Here is a 17946-nt window from a genome sequence, read left to right as displayed (position 1 = left end):
GTTGAGCCGCGCGGTCCGAATCTGGGCCCGCGCTAACCGACTTCGCGCCCATTGCTTGATGTGACTTTTCGACGATTGAGGGCGAAGCCTAGGGCCAGGGCCGCAATCATGAGCACCTGCGCCGCGACCGTTTGCGTGGTCGGGAACAGACCAACCAACGAGATCCGTGGCACCGAGCGTAACGGTACGATGCTGACGATACCGGCCTCTTGCAGAGCCGCAATGCCTTTGCCCGCGAGAACGACCGTGAGGACTGCCATCAGCCACGAACTGTAGGTGAAGAACTTGCCGATCGGCAGCCGCCGGCTGTAGCGCAGTATCGCCCACGCGATAACCGCCAGCGCGGCGCAAGCGCTCAAGGCGCCCGCGAGTATGGCGCCGCCGCTTCCCTGGCTCCACAGCGCCGCATAGAAGAGGATGGTCTCGAACACCTCCCGGTAGACGACGATGAAGGTGAGCCCGAACAGAAACCAGGCCGAACCGCCGGATAACGCCTTCGCCATCTTTTCCCGTATGTAGCGTTGCCATTGATCGGCCTGCGCCTTGCCGTGCATCCAGATGCCGACCGAGAGCAAAATGACCGCCGCGAAGACCGACCCGAAGCCTTCCGTCAATTCTCGGCTCGCACCGCTGATCCCGATGACCCAGGTCGCGACGACCCAAGTTAGGAAGCCGGCTACGAGAGCGCCGACCCAACCAGCGTGGACGTAGGGCATGACCTCCATCCGCTCGGCCTTGCGGAGAAAGGCGATCATGGCCACCACGATCAGCAGCGCTTCCAGACCCTCGCGCAGCAGGATCGTCGCGGCGCCGAGGAACGTCGACAGAGCGCTTGCGGCGTCAGGAGATAGTGCAGCTTCCGCGTCGTCGAGAAGGTCGTCCAGGACCTGCACGCGATCGGCGAGCGCATCAGCAGTCTCTCCGCTTTGGATGGCGGCGCGGTACTCGCCCATCGCACCCTCGATCCGCTCCATGAGCGTACGATCACGGGCGGCCAGCGTGGGCTCTATCGGCTCGAAGCCATCGAGATAGGCGGATAAAGCCAACTCGCCGGCGCGCTGCCGGTCCCCCGTACGATAGGCCGCGAGACTTTCGGCCAGGTGGCCGCGAACCAGCGACAGAGATCCGCTTTGCTGTCCCACCGCGTCGGGATGGCGACGCAAGTAGGCCATGAGGGCGTCCGCCTTGTCTTGCCCGATCTTGCCGGCCAGTGCTGCGGGCGTCGCACCGACGAGAGTCTTCAGATCGGGCAAGAGCTCATGAAGCGAAGCGTCCTGCTTCCAAAGCCGCTCCCCCTCCGCCGCAGCGGCGTCCGGAAAGGCGAAATGACCGGCGTAGAATGCCAGGGCCCAGCGATCATCGGCCGGAAGGCCGTCGAAGCTCGGCATCGCGGTGCCGTCGAGACCTTGGGTGATCACCTGGTAGAGGCCGAATACGCTACGTTGACGTGCGCGGTCCGCGTCAGTGAACGCGATGGGAGGAGTATCCAGCTTTGCGGCATCGGGTCCGTGACCGTCGCCGGCTTCGCCATGGCAGGCTGCGCAGTTCTGGCCGAACAGCGCCGCACCGCGCACGAAGTTCGGAACCTTGTTCGGCGCCAGCGGCACGGGATAGGCCGCAAGCAGCGCGGCGGCCAGACCGTGCGCGATCCCAGCGACCTGCTCCGCGTCGGCCTTGTTGGCGATGGCATGCTGTAGACGGGCAGCTTCGGTCAGAAGGGCCTGCCGTTCCGGCTTGGATGGCAGCGCCGCGAGTTTCGCGGCAACGGTCGCTGCGAACTCGTTCTGCTCGGCATATTCGGAAGGACTTAAGACCGTGCCGTGCGACACGGCGCCGGCGTAGTCCACCGCGATATAATCCAGCAGCCGCCACGTCGTTTCGACGTCGCTCGTCTCGGCCCTCGCTGCGCCAACGACAACCAGAGCCAGCAGCATGGCGAGCATTGCGAGACGCGACGGTAAGGATAGCAGACTCACGGAATGCCACATCGAAAGTTGGGTCCGACGATGGTCGTACCGCCGCTGTCGGGTCGCTGCAATTTGAGGCGTTCTAATTCCGCTCCAGATCAACTTCTTTTGAGGCTTCCGCCGACCTACTCGCGGCGGTAACGCGCTCGCCGCAATGACCGCGGCTAATGAAGCGACCAGCGCAGCTAATGCGCGGCGGAATGACAAACTGTTCCGATGGGCCTTCGCCTGCGATCTTCTGCTAAACATCATTTGGCGCGGATCCGAGCGCCTCTATCGCCGGAAGACGGTTGAACTTACCGGACTGCCGGCTGGCGAAGCGGTGCTGGATGTCGGCTCCGGTACAGGGACACTAGCCATTGTTGCCAAGCGGCGAGTTGGACCGACAGGCCAGGTGTTCGGGCTGGACGCGTCTCGCGCGATGGTCTCTCGCGCGCGCAGAAAGGCAACAAGGGCAGGCGCCGAAATCGACTTTCGGATCGCTGATGCGGGGCACTGCCGTTCTCCCAAGCGACCTTCGATGCCGTGCTGAGCACGACCGACTTCCACTACCTTTCAGATAAGGCGCGACATCTCTGCATCCGGGAAATCGTGCGCGTGCTCGAGCCGAACGGCCGTTTGCTGTTGATCGATTTCGGTGGTTCGAAACAAGAAAGGCACAACCTGATTGGGGCACTTGCGCGCTCACCGCAATTTCGATGTCTTCGGTCTCATTCCAATTGTCCACGAAAATGGATTGTCGGATCTCAAGGCCGGATCATTGGGTTTTAGCGACCTGCAGTTTCTCATTGCGACGAGGGGTAGGGAGGCTGCGAGCGGCGGTTTTGCTTTGGAGCAGGCCTGAGCCGTGGCGCCGATGTAAGTCCAGTCAGATGCAGAAATTGCAGCCGACCTCACCTGCGCTGCAACCCGATGCGTGCTTCATTTTGCTTTCGCGACCCGCTCCTCGCAGACGCGATCCGCCGTTCCGACCATCAGCATCTGAACTCGCTTGATCAGGTCGGCACGATCGAACGGCTTCGACACGCGTAGCATGCTGCGGAATTGCTCCGGAAGGTTGCAAGCGTCGTATCCCGTGAGGAAGAGGAACGGAATTCGACGCGTCAGTAGGTCTTCGGCCAATGGATAGACCATCTCACCGTTCAAATTGGTGTCCAGGATCGCGACGTCGATCGTTTCCCGCCGTGCCACTTGCGTCGCTTCAGTGAGATCCCCGAACGGGCCGATGACATGGCAAGCCTGTGATTTGAAGAGCCCCTCGAGCTCAATCGCCAACAAGGCCTCATCCTCGACAAGAAGCACATGAGCTCCGGCTAGAAGGCGCTTGGAGCTCCGTGCCGGCTGCGCCCCGGAAGCCGATAGCCGGTTAGCTGCATGGGGACTGAGCTCTGCAGCCGCTTTCTCTATCTGCGTGTCCAGCGGGAAGGTGATGAGGCAAGCTAGGCCACCCTCACGGAAATCCAGCCTGACGGTGCCATTGAGATTCGACGGCAGTGCCTTTTCCAGAAGCAGCCGACCAAAGCCACTTCGTTGAGGGATGCTTACCTTGGGACCGCCAAATTCTATCCACCTCAAAAGAACTTCGTTGTCAAACGGACTGATCTCCCAGATAACCTTGATAGATCCTCCTTTCGCAGACAACGCGCCGTATTTGGCGGCATTGGTCGCAAGTTCATGGAAGGCCATGCCGAGGTTAAGCGCACATTTTGGAGTTAACTTCAGGTCCGGTCCCGCCATATGCACGTTGTCGTCTGTCCGATACGGAGCGATTTCATCGTCGATGATCGCTTTCAGCGCGACACCGGACCAGTTCGCCTCCGCCAGTCGGCTATGTGTCTGGGCAAGCGCTCGGATGCGGTTGTCGAAGGACCGAATTGAGGCATCGACGGGCTGCTGTCCCTTGAACGACTGGCGAGCGATCGAGATGACGGTGGCGAGGGTATTTTTCACTCGATGGTTCACTTCAGCGATCAACAAATCCCGTTGCGTTTCGGCGCGCCTGTGCTCAGTCACGTCAATCATCGAGGCAATCCAGCCTTCTATAATTCCTTGCTCTGTTTTGTCAGGCGTGTACACGACGCGCACCATGCGCTTTCCAACGCCATGATAGTTGACCTCGCTCTCGTATTCAGCCCGCTCTCCACGCAGAACCTTTTCCACGTGGGGAAGAATCGCTGCAAAACCCTCCTCTCCCATGATCTCGACGATCGGTTTGCCGACCACATCTTCGGGTCGGCGGTCGATCATGTTTGCGTAGGATTGGCTGATGAAGCGGTAACGCAGATCGCGGCTGCACCGCGTCAGCATGAACGGCGTCCGGTCGATGATCGCTTCCAGCTCCTGTTCCTTGGCGCGGATGCGATATGCGTGTCCCGTTCCGAGCATGAGAAGGGCACCAAGGAGACCGGTGCCCAGGACGCCTCCGGCGAGTACAAACCAGCTCTGCCAACGTGGATGCGCGGCGATATAGCTCGCCGACGGCGCCGTCTGCACGAGAAATCGGCGCGTGCCGAATTCCAGGATCGTCTCGTACGCCGGCACGGATGTGAGCAAGCCATCAAACAGGACCTGCCGGCTACTAACGTCGATCAACCGCAGCGCCAGGGTCGATTGCAATGGAGCAGCCAGGGCGCCAACGAACGAGCCCATCCGTAGTACGACCAGGACGACGCCGGGCCCGGTCGGACCGCCCGGCACGGCGCGGATCAGCAGAATGCCGGCCTGCTCGGCCCTTTCCTGGACCAACCGCATGGGCTCAGTTGCAACGACCTTGCCGCTGCCGATCGAGGCCGCGATCGCCGTCCGTCGCGATGGATCGGAGGCGAGATCGAATCCCGCGGCGATTTCGTTTCCAGAAAGCGGCTCGATGTAAGTCACGGGATAATATTCGCCACGCTCGGGCGCTGATCGCATTTTTCCTGTTGTGGTGCGATCACGAATCTCAAAGCCGGGCATCTTCGCCCGCTGGGAGGCCTCAAAGGCCGATCGTTCGGCGGCGGTGATGCGGGGCGCCCATTCCACGCCCTGGATGGTGGGAAAGCGCCGCAATAGCGCCTGAACTAGGCCGCGAAACTCGGTGCGATCGACAGCTACCGAACGGTTGGTGAAGGCGCCGGACAGCTGTTCGAGAAACAAGGTCTGCTCCTCCAGCTCTTCCTTTACCAAGTCGGCGAGCCGTTGTGAACGCACTTGAAACTCGGTCAAGGACTGCGTTTCTTCCCAGCTTCTGACCCTGATAAAGATGGCAACGAATATTGCGAAGCAGAAGATCATTGGGACGGCGACGTACCAGAAGCGAAGACGCCACAGTGTCTGCGGCTGTCCGGCCAGCACCAGCATCAGGGGTAGTCCGACCAGAACGCCGAGCGTGTCGCCGACCCACCAAGTCATCCAGTTGATCACAATGGCGTTCGATTCGATGACGCCGATCATCAGGATCGCGGCGATCGAAATCGTTGCGCTTGTCAGGCAAACCAGCGGCGACAGCACCAAGAACATCGCGATGTCGCGCGGATTGTCCAATGGAGCTGGATAGCCAATCGCGCGCCGGAGCACTTGACCGCCAATGGCCGCCTGCAGGGTGGAGGCTGCTGCGATCGCCGCGGCGACGATAATTGCAGTGAGGCCAAACTCCTCGCCAACGGCGAAGCCGATCCAGACGTTGAGCAGAAACGACCCAATAAATGTGCCTGGCAACGTCGCGATGCCGGCAATGAACGCCGCAGCAACAGCAATGCCGGCGGGCAGGAAAGCGGCGGTTGCGTAGCCAGGCGATATTGCAAGCAACAGCCCTAGCCGGCCGGTGATGATGTACGCGGCCGGTAGAGCGGCATAGAGAAGAAGCAGCTTCCGTGCTGCCGTCCCCCAGTGGTTGTCCTGCAGCATCGGTCTGGAGCCCGTCGGCTCGATCAGACAGAATGGCTAGACGACACTTGCGGGATTTCCTGCCGTCCATTTGTGTTGGGCGCGGCAGGGGGCGGCGCGGTAAACAATACCCGACAATGCATTGCGGATTACCCTCCCCGTGGAACAACTAGGGGAAACCTCAGATTGGCTAGAAAGTTCCATGGAAGTTCCGCTCCCCCCAATTGTGTCCGTCGCTCCGCCTAATCTGTCCGCGCCCACTTAGGCTCGCGTCGGGCCCGTGCCTGCAATTTCCTACAGCCCGGGCGATCCCCTCTTTTCGGCTTCTTCAGCGAGCTTGAGCCAATCGGCAAGCCGCAGCCAAGCTTCAATATCCAATTGGATTTGTGGCCTTGGCCGCTAATCGGCGGCACTCATCAGCTTGTTCGCGGAATCGGTCTGCATCAGATTGTCTGTCACCCACCTCTTCGGATGAATGACGGATGCTAATGGTTTGAGCAAAGAAGGTCGTTTTTCCTTCGGAAACGGATCCTGGGTTTTCCGGCCCAAAAATGAGTTCGGCGCGGGCGCGGACAGCAGCTCTCTTGTTGTGGCAATGAGCTGATGGGTTTGGGCAACAAGCTCTCTGATCCGTGAGCTCTCGGCCAAAATCCGGTTGAGGTAAGGATGATCGACCGGCATGTCGCACTCCCCCGGCTATGCAGGCGGGAGCGCAATCAGTCTCTCAGCCACCGACGCCTACGGACACGGCCGTTGCCGGTGATGCTGATACATTAGCAGACGCCAGTTTGGCCCGGAAGTGAATTTAGGACATGCAGGCACCGGTGCACTGCTCGCTGGCGCCGGTGTGGGCTGGCTCCACTGATCCTGTGCGCCGACGACATTGCTTAGAGCCACCTGGTCTGCTCAGATCTCGACTGGTTTCTTCCGGGCGACGACATCCACGTGCTGTTTCCGAGCAATCGGCCCAAGGTACGCGTTCGTCGATTTCCTGGTGGAGTTGCCTCGGCCCCTCTTCAGGAGCGGCCAATCAGGCGAGGCACTCGCAAGGAGTAGTCGCGACAGCCAGAGCGCAGCCGTGAATGATGGGCTGCATCTGCACCTGTTGCCTCCCTTGGACGCTCGTTCGGCAGCACTGCCGAGGACGCACTGGCCTTCGATCTTCTGCGATAATCTGAGCTAGGTCGCGATGCCAAGACCTGTGGCCTTCCGTCATGCCGCCACTCGCACAGACTGGCTTATGCTCTGACGCATGCCGCTCATCTGCTTCTTTACCGCGGCGATGAAAAGGCTGCCTTCCACGCGCAGGGGGAAGCGATCGCAATTGCGACGCAGCCCATTTGGGAAATTGGTTAGACCACCAGTTACAGCGCCGCAGGCGTCGCTACGCCTCAGGCGGAGCCGGCATGAGGCCATGGCGACGCATGATTTCCGCCATCTTTGCTCGGTCCGGCGGTCCGCCGGCCGCCCCGTTGATCACCTCAGCAGACTCGCGGAAATATGCGGGCCTATCGCGGCTGCGTAATCACACAGAGCGCCCTCACGTCTTGACCTCCGTGATTCTCAAACCGGTGAATGGCGCCGCGCGGAATGCATAACGCCTGCCCGGGCCCAACGTCGACCTGTTTCCCGTTGACGGTCCAGGTCAACATCCCGTCGATGCCGTAAATCGTCTCTTCGTAATGGTCATTATGCCGCGTCTGGAATAGCCCGCTGATCCATTAGCCGGCGGAAAATGGCACATAGGATGGATCATCGGCGTGCGGCCTCGGTTGGGTGACCTTTTGGTATCCGATGTCGCGTGTTGTGCCCATCACGTCGATTAGGGCATTGATCGAAACAACCGCTATCGAGGGATGACCGGACTACTGGGCGAGATCGGGAGAAACAGCGCGCGTGAGGCGTGCGCAGGATCGCGGGGCGTCACGGCCTTGCCGATTGGAGCGCTTAGCCGGCCGTGGCATCATAGCGCGACGGCGAAGCAGTAGTGCCCATCTTCATCGACCGTGGCGCCCCTACGCCACAGCACGAAACAGCCCGATCTTTGACGCCAGAGCACCCGATCCGACGACCGGTAAGTGCCCTAATATCCCCCGCAAGTTCTGATTTGAGCAGGTCCCTGATTTGAACCTATCAAGCAGATAGCGTTGTACAGCTGATCCCTTCGACTGCCGATCTCGTCATGGGGCGCAAAGCTCACGGGCGGGGATCTGAGCCGCGAGTCTTGCGTCTGCGTATCCGATTCTTGGTGGGTCCGTGATCACTTCGCTTTGATAGTCAGCAGACAACCGAGACCGCGCATCGATGTTTTTGGCGCGCCACGGCCGATGAAGATGGGCACTACTCTTTCGTCGTGGCGCTATGATGCCGCAGCCGGCTTAGCGCTCCAATCGGTAAAGCTGCGATGCACTGCGATCTTGCGCTACGCCTCACGGGCGCTGTTTCCCCCGATTTCGCCGGGTTGTCCGGTCACCATAGCGGCCGTTTCGATCAATGCCCGGATCGACGTGATGGGCCAGAAGCAGAGGTGGCTACTTGGTTTCTTGACGTAGTTGCCTGGAGACCAAACGCGCATGCTCAATGAACACCTGAACCACCGAGTTCAGCGTCCGGTATTTGAGTGTAACGATTGAGACGTTTCGTCGTTTGATCCCAAGATCAATCGGGAGTGCCTTTAGACGCCATCGCTGGGCATTAAATTGAAACATTGAATTGGGCATGATCGTGATAAAGCCGGCATTGGCAACCAACTGTGTTCGTAAGTGCATCGACAATGACGCTACTCTTTCCTGCGGGACCGGAACCTTTTGCTTCGCGAATGCGGCAGAGATCAACTCGCTAATGATGTTATTTGGCGGCATGTGAATCCACGGTTCATTCGCCAGATCTCCCAAAGAGACCTTACGGCGCCGCGCCCAGGGGTTCTGAGCACCCACAACGACATAATACTGCTCCTCGTAAAGAGCCTCTGTATTGAGATCGTCGTGAGGGAAAGGCTCGGAAATCCGTCCGATTACCAAGTCAACGTTGCGTTCTCGAAGTTCTCTGAATTCGGTCGTTGCGTGCTGCGCGTATTCCGCATGAACCGTGATCTTCGGATACCGCTGCGCCAGCTTTTCGATAATTGCCGGCAACAACCCAGCCATGAACGATTCAGCGCATCCAACCCTGACATCACCGCCAGTTGGGTCAGCCAAAAATTCGATGTCTCGGACGCCCTGCTTGAGTTCGTCAAATACGGTCGATGCGCGCTTGAGCAGCGCGTCAGCGTAATGCGTCGGCATTATTCCGCGCGGGCTACGGTCTAGCAGACGAACACGCAACAAATGTTCGAGATTGGCGATGGCATCCGAGACTGCCGGTTGGGTCATTGCGAGCTCACGAGCAGCCTTTGCCATGCCGCCGCATTTCACCACGGTCGAAAGAATGTAGAGGTCCCGCACCCGCAGGCGGCGCCCGAGACGACTTTCCCATTCCATCGTCACGCCGGCCATAAGTAGCGCCTATGCGGCTAGAGGCAAAAACAGGATTCATTTTATAGGCCAGCCAACTAGGGTAGCAATGACGAATCCGCCGGTTCAAGGCGCACGCCGAGGAACCGACTGAACAGGAGGCCAGCAAAATGATGGCCCGTCGAGAGTTTTTGAGCCTGTCCGCGGCCGCTTTCATCGAAACATTATCGGGACCGGTATGGTCGCAATCCTATCCGGCTCGCCCCGTTCGCATCATTGTGCCGTACGCGCCAGGAGGTCCGAACGATGCTGTCGCCCGCATAATCGCAGCCAAAATATCCGAGCATTGGGGGCAAACGCTCTATGTCGAAAACATTCCCGCCGGCGCAGGCAACGTCGGCACCGCTACGGCAGCACGGGCACCCGCTGACGGCTACAGCCTCGTCGTCGTCACCTCAAGCTTCTGGTCAAACCCGGGTCTCTACGCCAAACTTCAATACGACCCCGTGAAGGATTTTGCTCCCGTCACCGTCATCGCGGCGGCGCCACATGTTCCGCTCGTGCATCCGTCCTTCCCGGCGAACAGCCTCAAAGAATTCGTCGCTCTCGTCCGGGCAAATCCAGGAAAATACAGCTATGCTTCGGCAGGTACCGGGCAGTCATCACATCTTGCCGGCGAAATGTTCAAGCTTGCAGCCGGTCTCGATCTCGTACACGTCCCGTTCAACGGCGCCTCCGCTGCGATGATGTCGGCGATTGGCGGGCACGTCCCGATTGCGTTCATTTCTCTGCCGGCAGCGGTCACTTTCATCAAAGAAGGCAAGCTGCGCGGATTAGCGATCACTAGCAACTCGAGATCGAAACTCCTTCCGGAGGTTCCGACCATGGCCGAGGCCGGATTCGGAGATCAAGAGTCAACCTTCATGCAAGGCATTCTATTTCCCGCTGGCACACCGCAGGATATCGTTGATCGCTGGTATCGCGAAATAGCAGACATCGTCGCATTGCCTGAAATTCGGGACCGGCTGACGTCATTGGGCCTCGAACCAGTCGTCAATACGCCAGCAAGCTTTGCCGCACAGATCAAATCGGAAGTAGCCCGCTGGTCAAAGGTCATTCGCGACGCACGTATCAAGCCAGTGGAATGAACTCAATTCACGTTGTTATTGGGGCCGTGAAGGGAAAGTGACATGCAGCATGCAGTGAAAGATGCGAGCCGAATCTATGAAGTCGAACGCCGCTTATATTACGCGGCGAGGCCTGGTTTCCGGATCGCCGAACTGCAGATCGGCCCAACGCAAGAAGTGCCCTGGCATTATCACAACGAAGTTCAAGACACCTTTTATGTGATCAGTGGCAAAATCCGCGTCACCACGAGCGATCCGAACGAGCAGGTGTGTCTTGGCGTGGGCCAAACTTTCGTCGTACGTCCAGGCCGACCGCACCGAGTCACGAATGACGGAGATAGTTCCGCGGTGTTCCTCGTTTTGCAAGGATTGGGCAATTACGACTTCGTCGGCCTTCCCTAACGGGCGACACTCCGACGTGCGTGCCATGCGGAGGCGGCCGGCAGCAAATTCCACCTACGGCAATCGACGGCGCAATGCGGCGCTTGCGCGCCAATCGGCACCATGCCGCAAAAAATCGTACGATGGCGCGCCACGGCGGTTGAAGATGGGCACTATTGCTTCGCCGTGGCGCTATGACGGAGCGGCCTATCATGCGCTCCGAGCGGCAACGGTACGATCTTGTCCGATCCTACCGTCCTAGCTCTAGGGAGGTTTCGGCGAAGCGGCAACGGCCGGCACCGGAGTGAAAGCGATATCTCGACGAAAGTGAGGGGAGAGCCTATTCGAGGCGGCGCCGCTTCGTGTTTTGCGTAGGCGCTCCCGGCACGAAGGACCGCGCGATGTCACGTGCGCGCCGGATGAATGACTGCACCGTGGGAGTGAGGGTCCGGTTCCGGAGCGTGACGATCGCCACCGGCGGACGAACCGACAGGTCGATCGGCAGCTCCTTGAGGCCGTGGAGCCTGCGGTAGACCCGAAACACCGAGCCGGGCAAGGCGGTAATGAACTCACCGCTCCCGACGAGATGGTTGCGTAGATGGATCGAGAATGTCGTGATCATCGGGTTCGGCGCCTTCAGTCCGCGCCTTGTGAACGAGCCGCCTACGAACGTATCACCCAACGCATCGAGCGGCGTCATGATCCAGGGCGCATCCACCAGGTCCGCAAGTCCGACCTTGCGCCGCGCCCACCTGCTGTTCTCGCCGACGACGACGTAGTATCGATCGTTGAACAGCACTTCCGCGTCCAGCTCTTCGCTGAGGCGGCCCTGCACAGGATTCGTCGCTAGGCGGGCGAAGGCCAGATCGATCTTGCGTTCGAGGAGCTCCGGAAATTCCACCGTCGGCGTGCGAACCGGCACCACATGCACCCTCACGCGTGGATGGTCCTTCGAAAATCGCTCGAGCACCGGGATCAGGAATCCCGCCGCAATCGACTCCGGGCATCCGATTGTCAGCTCGCCTGTGCTAGGATCGCCGATGAACTCGATATCCCTGATCCCCTGCCGCAGTTCATCGAACGCAGCCCGGCCTCGCACCATTAGGGCCTCGGCATAGGGGGTCATCGTGATCCCCTTTGGGGTCCGGTCAAGCAGCCGCACTCCGAGCGCGTGTTCCAGCGAGGCGATTACTTCCGAAATCGAGGGGGGTCGATACGCCGAGCTTGTCGGCAGCCTTGGCCATGCTGCCATATTCGACCACTGTGAAGAACACGAACAGATCACGCAGCCGGAGTCGCCGGCCGATTTGTTGCTCCCATTGCACGAGCCTTGGCATAAGGAAATTGCCTAACATGTTTAAGCTTCTTTGGGAATTCCCCTAACCGTTGCAGGCGAAGATGCTTCGGAAAGCCGCGCACCCCGCGGCGCTGAAACGATCACCGTTCTTGGAAGGGAGCCCGACATGATGAACCGTCGTACGTTCCTCGGCACCACACTGGGTGCAATCGGCCTGAACACCTGCAACGCGCGATCCGCGGGTGCCGTCGCGCAGAACGCGGCGCCCGAGCCGCTGGTCTGGCCGCTGGTGGCAAAACCGCAAGCGGGCATTCGATCGTTCGCCGGCCACACGGACACCGTGCTCGACGTGATCGGTCGGCTCGGAACGCCGCCGAGCCTCGTGATCTTCACTGAGGGCAATCACCTGATGGTGTTGTCGAGCGACGAGATCGTCGGTGCGTTTCCATCATGGGCCAAGTCGCAGCCGCAATACGCCAATCTCGACCTGACGAACATCATCCTCACAACCCTGCCGCAGCCCATTCTCGTTCAGATGATACGCACTGGCGGAGTAGCCCTCGGCAATCTCACGCTCGACACAAGCCGCAGCTCCGGCTTCTACCCCGACATCGTGATGGGCTACCCGGAGCCCCTGCGACAGTTGCGCCGGATGGGCGTGATCGAATCCCGGGCCCGTTTCTTCTGCAGAAATCGCGGCGTCGCGCTGCTCGTGCGCAAGGGAAATCCGCTTGGCATTCATGGGCTCGCCGACATGGTCCGCACCGGTGCGCGGATCGCGCTGCCCGATTCAGGCGACGTCCGTGCGCAGTGCCTTGCTGCCGTCGAAACGCAGCTTGGGAAGCCCGCGGCCAACGCTCTCGTCGCAGCGGAGACGAATTTTCCTGGTCGCCTCGGCATCATGCATCGCGATCTGCCCGAGATGGTCGCTCGTGGTTACGCGGACGTCGCCTTCACCTGGTATCACCTCGTCTCATTCTGGGCGCGGGCATTCCCGGATCATTTCGAATTCGTCGCCATTCCGGGCGTGGAGTCGTTCTTCACAAAGATCGCCTTTGCCCCCACCGTAAATCCACTGCGGTCCGAGGCTGCGAAGGCGTTCGATGAATTCTTCTTCGCCCGCGCAAGGGACGTGTATCCCCGGCACGACTTTGCGCGCATGGATGACAACGAGTTTGGCGCGCCGCTGGGGCTGGACTAAAGCCGCTGACGCAACGTGGTCGCTGCCGCCGGCCCGCCGGCCAACAATAGTTGAACCGGGCTTGCCCGGCGCAAATCTTGGCCTTGAGAGTGTGCTCGCGAGGGGGCGCGGTCGAGCGGACCAAACCCGTATTGAAATGGCGCGCCCGACACGATTCGAACGTGTGGCCTTCGCCTTCGGAGGGCGACGCTCTATCCAGCTGAGCTACGGGTGCTTCTTGCTTACGTAGTGCTTACGCGGATTTCGCGTATGAGTTAACCTCAACGCGCAGTCCTCGCAAGCCATTGCAGTACAGTACGCTTTCTTCATCACTTTTCGCACCAGCCGGCTTGACACCTGCCTTCGGAGGGCAGCGGCCAGGCGCGCAGACGATCCCTTATTCACGGCGTATGTACGCGCGGCGGTTATCTCAGGCGGACAAGCGCAACGTTGCAAATGCGCTGCGGTGATTAAGTCGCTTGCGTCATAACGCTGCCCACGTTCCATACGCCATTAGTGAGGAAGCGCGTTGAGACCTCGAGCTCGACTCCTGCAGGGCGCGATCAATCGATATTGGCTCTTTATTCCACGGCGCAGATTTTCGTTTCTCCGGCCTGCGAATGGCGTAGAAATATGTCGAATGGCATGAATGCTTCAACCTGTTGGCAGTCAGGCGCTCTTAAAAAGAGAACAATTCTGCAAAAGGACGGAGCGGCCGCCTGAAGCTGCTCCGAAGCCGTTACCAGCGCGATTTCGTCACTACGTATTCTTCCCAAAACGCTCGGTTGTCTGTCTAAGCCGTACAGTCGCTGCTTGGTTTGGAAGCGGACAATGCATGAGCAGAGGCGATGATGAAAACAGCGGTTGTGATCGGAATGGGGCCAGAGCGCGAGCTGGGCGCCCAACTATGCAAGCGATTTGCGGCTGACGGCCTGAGAGTGATCATCGCCGGGCGAACACAGGCCATCGATCGATTTGCTTGCGCAAGAGATCGCGCGAAACGGGGGACAGGTGCTCCCAGTCGTCACCGATGCGACCAGCGAGAGCGACACCAGAAGGCTATTCGGCGCCGCTGGCGATGATCTGGATCTCGCGATTTACAACGCGGGTAACAATACGCCGGGCATGACGTGTTCGGGTTGGCGCTCGCGCCACCGTTCTTGCGGGCCATCTGCTCAATTCCATCGTTCGGGAATAGCGAAATTCGTCGTGAACGTTTGTTCGCCCGATACCACAAAACGGACGGCTGCAGTGAGTTACACGGAATTTGGTACGCTTTGCTTCCGCGAACTTTTACGTGTGTTTTCAATGCGCCGCGAAAATTTTTCCAAAAAATCAGGAATCGAACTAAGGATGTAAGCTATTGTTATTGCTTATGTTTTCGGTCTGGTGCCCCTGGCCGGCAGTCGCCTATTTCCGTAACCAACTGAGCTTAAAATCATTTTATCCATCAATTGGCGCCGATACCAGCAGAAATACCAGCAAGATGACGCGCGGCATTAGCTCGCAAAAAATAAAGCAGCAGGCGCCTCGGCAGCACGCGCGACCTATGCCTTCTCAATCTTCTCAACCGGAATCGAACCCGGCCATGACTCCCGTCGGATCGAACTAATTTGATATCACCAGGGCAAGAGAGGCTCCTCCCAAGCGTACTTCGTCTATTGTGCCCCGCGACGCTGAGCGAGACACTTACCTCGCGCTGGACGGTTTCGGCGGTCGACCGGTTCGCTTGGCGCCAGACAGGACGCCGAAAGCGCTCATCCGTCCAATGACGGTGGCGCGCCAATGTCGGACAAGGCGCTGCGGATCATCGGCTACGATATTGGCCGCCGGCGGCGACCAATGCGCGCCCGGCTTCCGCTCGACCACGGCGACCCTGCTCAACAAGGAGGGCGCGTTACACAGCAATGGTGGAAGTCGATCTCGTGCACTACATGGACAAAAGCGCTGGCGCCCTGGCTGCGCCAGCTTGACAAAGACGGCAAGAACAAGACCTACGGCATCGATGGCCGTGCCGCCTATTGCGCCGAACGCGTGCGTTTAATGCAGCATTTGGCTAATTGCCTCTACAACCTGCGCGACTGTGTCTTCGCCGTCTCACTGCGCAGATCGGCGGCCTGGCTTGCTCTCGTTTCGACTCTTGGTAGCGAAGCGTGATATTCGTCCACGCTCTGAAGGTCGATCATGGTCTTGCCGCCCATCTTGTAGGCTCTGATCCGCTCGTGGGCGATGAGCTCATAAGCCTTGGTCTTTCCGAATTTGCCATAGCGGCAACCGTCCTTGAATTCGACGAGTCGGCGCCGCTTCCTGTTATCGTTGTCAACCATGGTTCCCGCATTTGCTTCGATGATCTCCGCCACAATCGGATCAAACCCCGCTGAGCGAGATGGCCATTTTCATGGCGCGACCTTGGTGTCGACGCGCGCTTACCGAGAAGGCGCTGCTCTTGTGGTAGCTGACGAAGTTCCTGCTGACTTGTTTCGACATGCGCGTAGCCCAATTGTCCGGGATGCGTTGATCTATACCGCCTACGGTGCCAAGCAAAAGGGTCTCTGCTGCCGCGGCAAACTCCAGCGCGCTGTAGCGTGCAAATCGGACAGACCGGAAGCCGAAGACGGTGCGGACCTTCGAAGGCCATAGCAGCTTGCAGGTGACGATGGACCTCTACGGCCGCTTGTTCAAATCGGACGACCACAAGGAGGCGATGGACATGATCGCGGCTGCGTTGCTTCTAGCCTAAGCGTCTGTAAATCATCGATATTATATTCTTGAGTAAGATCGCTGTTTGGCGCACCTGCTGACCTTCTTTCGGGCCGCGGGGTGGAGCAGCCTGGTAGCTCGCAAGGCTCATAACCTAGGTCAACGATTCAAATCTGTTCCCAACCAAGCCGTCGCTGTGCTGATCGGATTCCAAAGCGTCACAGGCGAAAGTGCCTTGCTCGATAACAATTCGAGGAGATATGAGTTGGAGGCCTATCAGGCTTCCATACTCTTGAAGTGATCAAGCTCTCCCTGAAGATATTTGATAATGTCCTCAACCGCGTTAACACGTTTCGTTTGTGCCTTGTCTGTTTCGGCAAGCATTTGCCGATAGCCGCGCAGGCTAGTGGAGAGCTGCTCGGCGATGCGGGCTGGATAGTCCCTCGTTTCAATGCGCAGGCGCTGGGGAAAGACGCCTGCCACGACATAGGGCCTGCGCAAGTTTGATCCGTAGACATCACGCTGGGCCGACCAGAGAGCGACGGGAAGGAGCTTTTCCCAATGCCCGTCAAGAACCTTTGTAATGACTTCGGCTGCTTCCGAGGAGGTGACCGGAAATAGCGTGCCGACGTAAGCGCGTGCGCCCGCATATGTCATATTGCCGGCGAGCCGATGCCACGACAGGCACGCGTTGTTTATGACGATAGGAGTGCCTACGCCTGCCATCGTGTGTTGTGCAAACAGCAGGTTGCTCCCGTGCATTTTCAATGCCGCCGATCCGACGACACGATCGACGTTCTCCTTCTTAGTCGGCTCTAGTTTATTTTGCTCGTCGGCAAGCCGGTTGTTGAAGACGTGAAGCGCCTTCCCGACATACAGCTTCGCTTTGGCGGCACGATCTGTCCAGTCGACGCCATCCAGCGATATGTATCGCATGTACTGCCCGACCTTCACGATATTTGGATCGTCCGTGCTTGCGAAGCCGACCGCGATATCGACCACGAAGGTTCGGTGGTGTCCTTCCGAGTCCGTGAAATCATATGTCCATCGGTATCCGTCGCTGTCTCCGCAATGCGTTGCGATAATCAGGAGGTCGTAGGGGAAATGCTCCATCATCGCGGAAACGTCCCGAACATTCGCGGCGCGATCCTGATAGACGCGAATGAAGGCTCGGCGTGGTTCGAGCAAGTCAACCGCCGCCTGGATCTCCGGCGCCGCGGTCGTGCTGGGGTCGACGAGAACAACGACGCCTGTCCCAGGCGTGCGCGGCTGCTCCGCCGCGAAGCCGTTGACGACCGCGCACCCGAGATCGGGATATTCAAAAAGATGCGTCGATGGATATTCCGGATAGGCGAAGCCAAAGGGCAGCTTGCCAATAAACGTGACCGTGCCGCCGTCCGGAACGGGTATCGAGCCGCACAGATTCAGCAGTTCCTGGGTAAGCTTCTTCTGGGCATCGGCGGGCGAAAGGTCGGAGTCGCGGTCATAGAGCCTGTAGAATCCCTCAAGCAGATCTTCGGCCTGATCCTTATCCACTTCCGGGATGAGGAACAGCCCAGCATCCAGCGCAAACGCGTAATTCGCCGCGATGACCTGCGAAAGGTCTTCGCCTTCCTCGCATACGACGATGTGCTTGTTCTGCGAGGCGACCCACTCGTATGGAGAGGGTCGGTCTTCAAAGGTAATCATCTGGCCCGCGCGCAGCGCCTTGAGCAGCCCCGCGCCAATCCGGTCGTTGCCCCAGACGAGCGTCGGGAGCCGGTTGGAAGATGGAATGTCGCTGAAAGAGGAAATGCAATGGCGCGTCATGTTTTTTCGCGCCGACAGCGATTGGTCCATCGCCTGAAACCCGGCGTCCGGCAGCCCTGCCATAAAGACAGTATTTGCTCTTGTTCTGCCGACCGCGTTGTACCGACGCAGAACTTCGAGCTTGTGGTCGGGACGTTGCATGCGTGGCCCGTCGCAGACGGCCAGGTAC

The 17946-nt window shown here is 59.3% G+C and carries 14 protein-coding genes, 1 tRNA gene and 1 pseudogene; 7 read left to right on the top strand and 9 right to left on the bottom strand.

Annotation, left to right across the window (positions count from 1 at the left end):
- Window positions 1-32: 32 nt before the first annotated feature.
- Window positions 33-1943 carry a cytochrome c/FTR1 family iron permease gene (locus tag AYJ54_RS10740; RefSeq protein ID WP_136623603.1) on the bottom strand — a complete coding sequence of 637 codons (1911 nt, stop codon included), beginning with the start codon at window positions 1941-1943 and terminating at the stop codon, window positions 33-35.
- Between the two features lie 178 nt (window positions 1944-2121).
- On the opposite strand from AYJ54_RS10740, the pseudogene AYJ54_RS53970 reads away from it, so the two are divergent.
- Window positions 2122-2738 (top strand): annotated as a pseudogene (locus AYJ54_RS53970) (class I SAM-dependent methyltransferase).
- Window positions 2739-2888: 150 nt separating this feature from the next.
- Here the strand turns inward: AYJ54_RS53970 and AYJ54_RS10735 are convergent.
- The 4 genes from AYJ54_RS10735 to AYJ54_RS10725 all read right to left on the bottom strand — a co-directional run bounded on the left by AYJ54_RS10735 (window position 2889) and on the right by AYJ54_RS10725 (window position 9325).
- Window positions 2889-5852 carry a CHASE domain-containing protein gene (locus AYJ54_RS10735; RefSeq protein ID WP_063698892.1) on the bottom strand — a complete coding sequence of 988 codons (2964 nt, stop codon included), beginning with the start codon at window positions 5850-5852 and terminating at the stop codon, window positions 2889-2891.
- A 378-nt stretch (window positions 5853-6230) separates the two neighbouring features.
- Complete coding sequence (locus AYJ54_RS10730; protein ID WP_063698891.1) at window positions 6231-6512, bottom strand: hypothetical protein; 282 nt, start codon at window positions 6510-6512, stop codon at window positions 6231-6233.
- Between the two features lie 827 nt (window positions 6513-7339).
- The gene (locus AYJ54_RS52220) at window positions 7340-7483 is read right to left on the bottom strand and encodes a cupin domain-containing protein (RefSeq protein WP_245328980.1); all 144 of its coding nucleotides are present in this window, start codon (window positions 7481-7483) and stop codon (window positions 7340-7342) included.
- Between the two features lie 879 nt (window positions 7484-8362).
- On the bottom strand, window positions 8363-9325 hold the full coding sequence (locus AYJ54_RS10725) for a LysR family transcriptional regulator (RefSeq protein WP_082905594.1): 963 nt from the start codon (window positions 9323-9325) through the stop codon (window positions 8363-8365).
- A gap of 128 nt (window positions 9326-9453) precedes the next feature.
- Here AYJ54_RS10725 and AYJ54_RS10720 point away from each other — a divergent pair, with 128 nt between their 5' ends.
- Both AYJ54_RS10720 and AYJ54_RS47025 read left to right on the top strand, forming a co-directional pair.
- A complete protein-coding gene (locus AYJ54_RS10720; protein WP_082905593.1) occupies window positions 9454-10431 on the top strand; it encodes a Bug family tripartite tricarboxylate transporter substrate binding protein in 978 nt (325 codons plus the stop codon).
- A gap of 42 nt (window positions 10432-10473) precedes the next feature.
- On the top strand, window positions 10474-10812 hold the full coding sequence (locus tag AYJ54_RS47025) for a cupin domain-containing protein (protein ID WP_082905592.1): 339 nt from the start codon (window positions 10474-10476) through the stop codon (window positions 10810-10812).
- A gap of 319 nt (window positions 10813-11131) precedes the next feature.
- Here the strand turns inward: AYJ54_RS47025 and AYJ54_RS10710 are convergent, their stop codons facing one another.
- Together AYJ54_RS10710 and AYJ54_RS52215 are read right to left on the bottom strand one after the other, a co-directional pair.
- On the bottom strand, window positions 11132-11953 hold the full coding sequence (locus AYJ54_RS10710) for a substrate-binding domain-containing protein (protein ID WP_430641422.1): 822 nt from the start codon (window positions 11951-11953) through the stop codon (window positions 11132-11134).
- A complete protein-coding gene (locus tag AYJ54_RS52215; protein WP_063698888.1) occupies window positions 11940-12146 on the bottom strand; it encodes a helix-turn-helix domain-containing protein in 207 nt (68 codons plus the stop codon). The genes AYJ54_RS10710 and AYJ54_RS52215 overlap by 14 nt, the downstream gene beginning before the upstream one ends.
- 108 nt (window positions 12147-12254) lie before the next feature.
- On the opposite strand from AYJ54_RS52215, the gene AYJ54_RS10700 reads away from it, so the two are divergent.
- Complete coding sequence (locus tag AYJ54_RS10700; protein WP_063698887.1) at window positions 12255-13289, top strand: substrate-binding domain-containing protein; 1035 nt, start codon at window positions 12255-12257, stop codon at window positions 13287-13289.
- A 137-nt stretch (window positions 13290-13426) separates the two neighbouring features.
- Here the strand turns inward: AYJ54_RS10700 and AYJ54_RS10695 are convergent.
- A tRNA-Arg gene (locus tag AYJ54_RS10695) sits at window positions 13427-13503 on the bottom strand.
- Between the two features lie 776 nt (window positions 13504-14279).
- On the opposite strand from AYJ54_RS10695, the gene AYJ54_RS49170 reads away from it, so the two are divergent.
- The 3 genes from AYJ54_RS49170 to AYJ54_RS53455 all read left to right on the top strand — a co-directional run bounded on the left by AYJ54_RS49170 (window position 14280) and on the right by AYJ54_RS53455 (window position 16008).
- Complete coding sequence (locus AYJ54_RS49170; protein WP_136623602.1) at window positions 14280-14627, top strand: hypothetical protein; 348 nt, start codon at window positions 14280-14282, stop codon at window positions 14625-14627.
- A 426-nt stretch (window positions 14628-15053) separates the two neighbouring features.
- On the top strand, window positions 15054-15425 hold the full coding sequence (locus AYJ54_RS50610; RefSeq protein WP_161491834.1) for a hypothetical protein: 372 nt from the start codon (window positions 15054-15056) through the stop codon (window positions 15423-15425).
- Window positions 15426-15885: 460 nt separating this feature from the next.
- A complete protein-coding gene (locus AYJ54_RS53455) occupies window positions 15886-16008 on the top strand; it encodes a hypothetical protein (RefSeq protein ID WP_283808648.1) in 123 nt (40 codons plus the stop codon).
- A 236-nt stretch (window positions 16009-16244) separates the two neighbouring features.
- On the opposite strand, the gene AYJ54_RS10675 is transcribed toward AYJ54_RS53455, so the two are convergent.
- The gene (locus AYJ54_RS10675) at window positions 16245-17918 is read right to left on the bottom strand and encodes a hypothetical protein (RefSeq protein WP_136623601.1); all 1674 of its coding nucleotides are present in this window, start codon (window positions 17916-17918) and stop codon (window positions 16245-16247) included.
- Window positions 17919-17946: the final 28 nt, after the last annotated feature.

The sequence above is a fragment of the Bradyrhizobium centrolobii genome (genome assembly GCF_001641635.1).
Taxonomy (GTDB): domain Bacteria; phylum Pseudomonadota; class Alphaproteobacteria; order Rhizobiales; family Xanthobacteraceae; genus Bradyrhizobium; species Bradyrhizobium centrolobii.
This window is presented reverse-complemented; position numbering and strand designations above follow the sequence as displayed.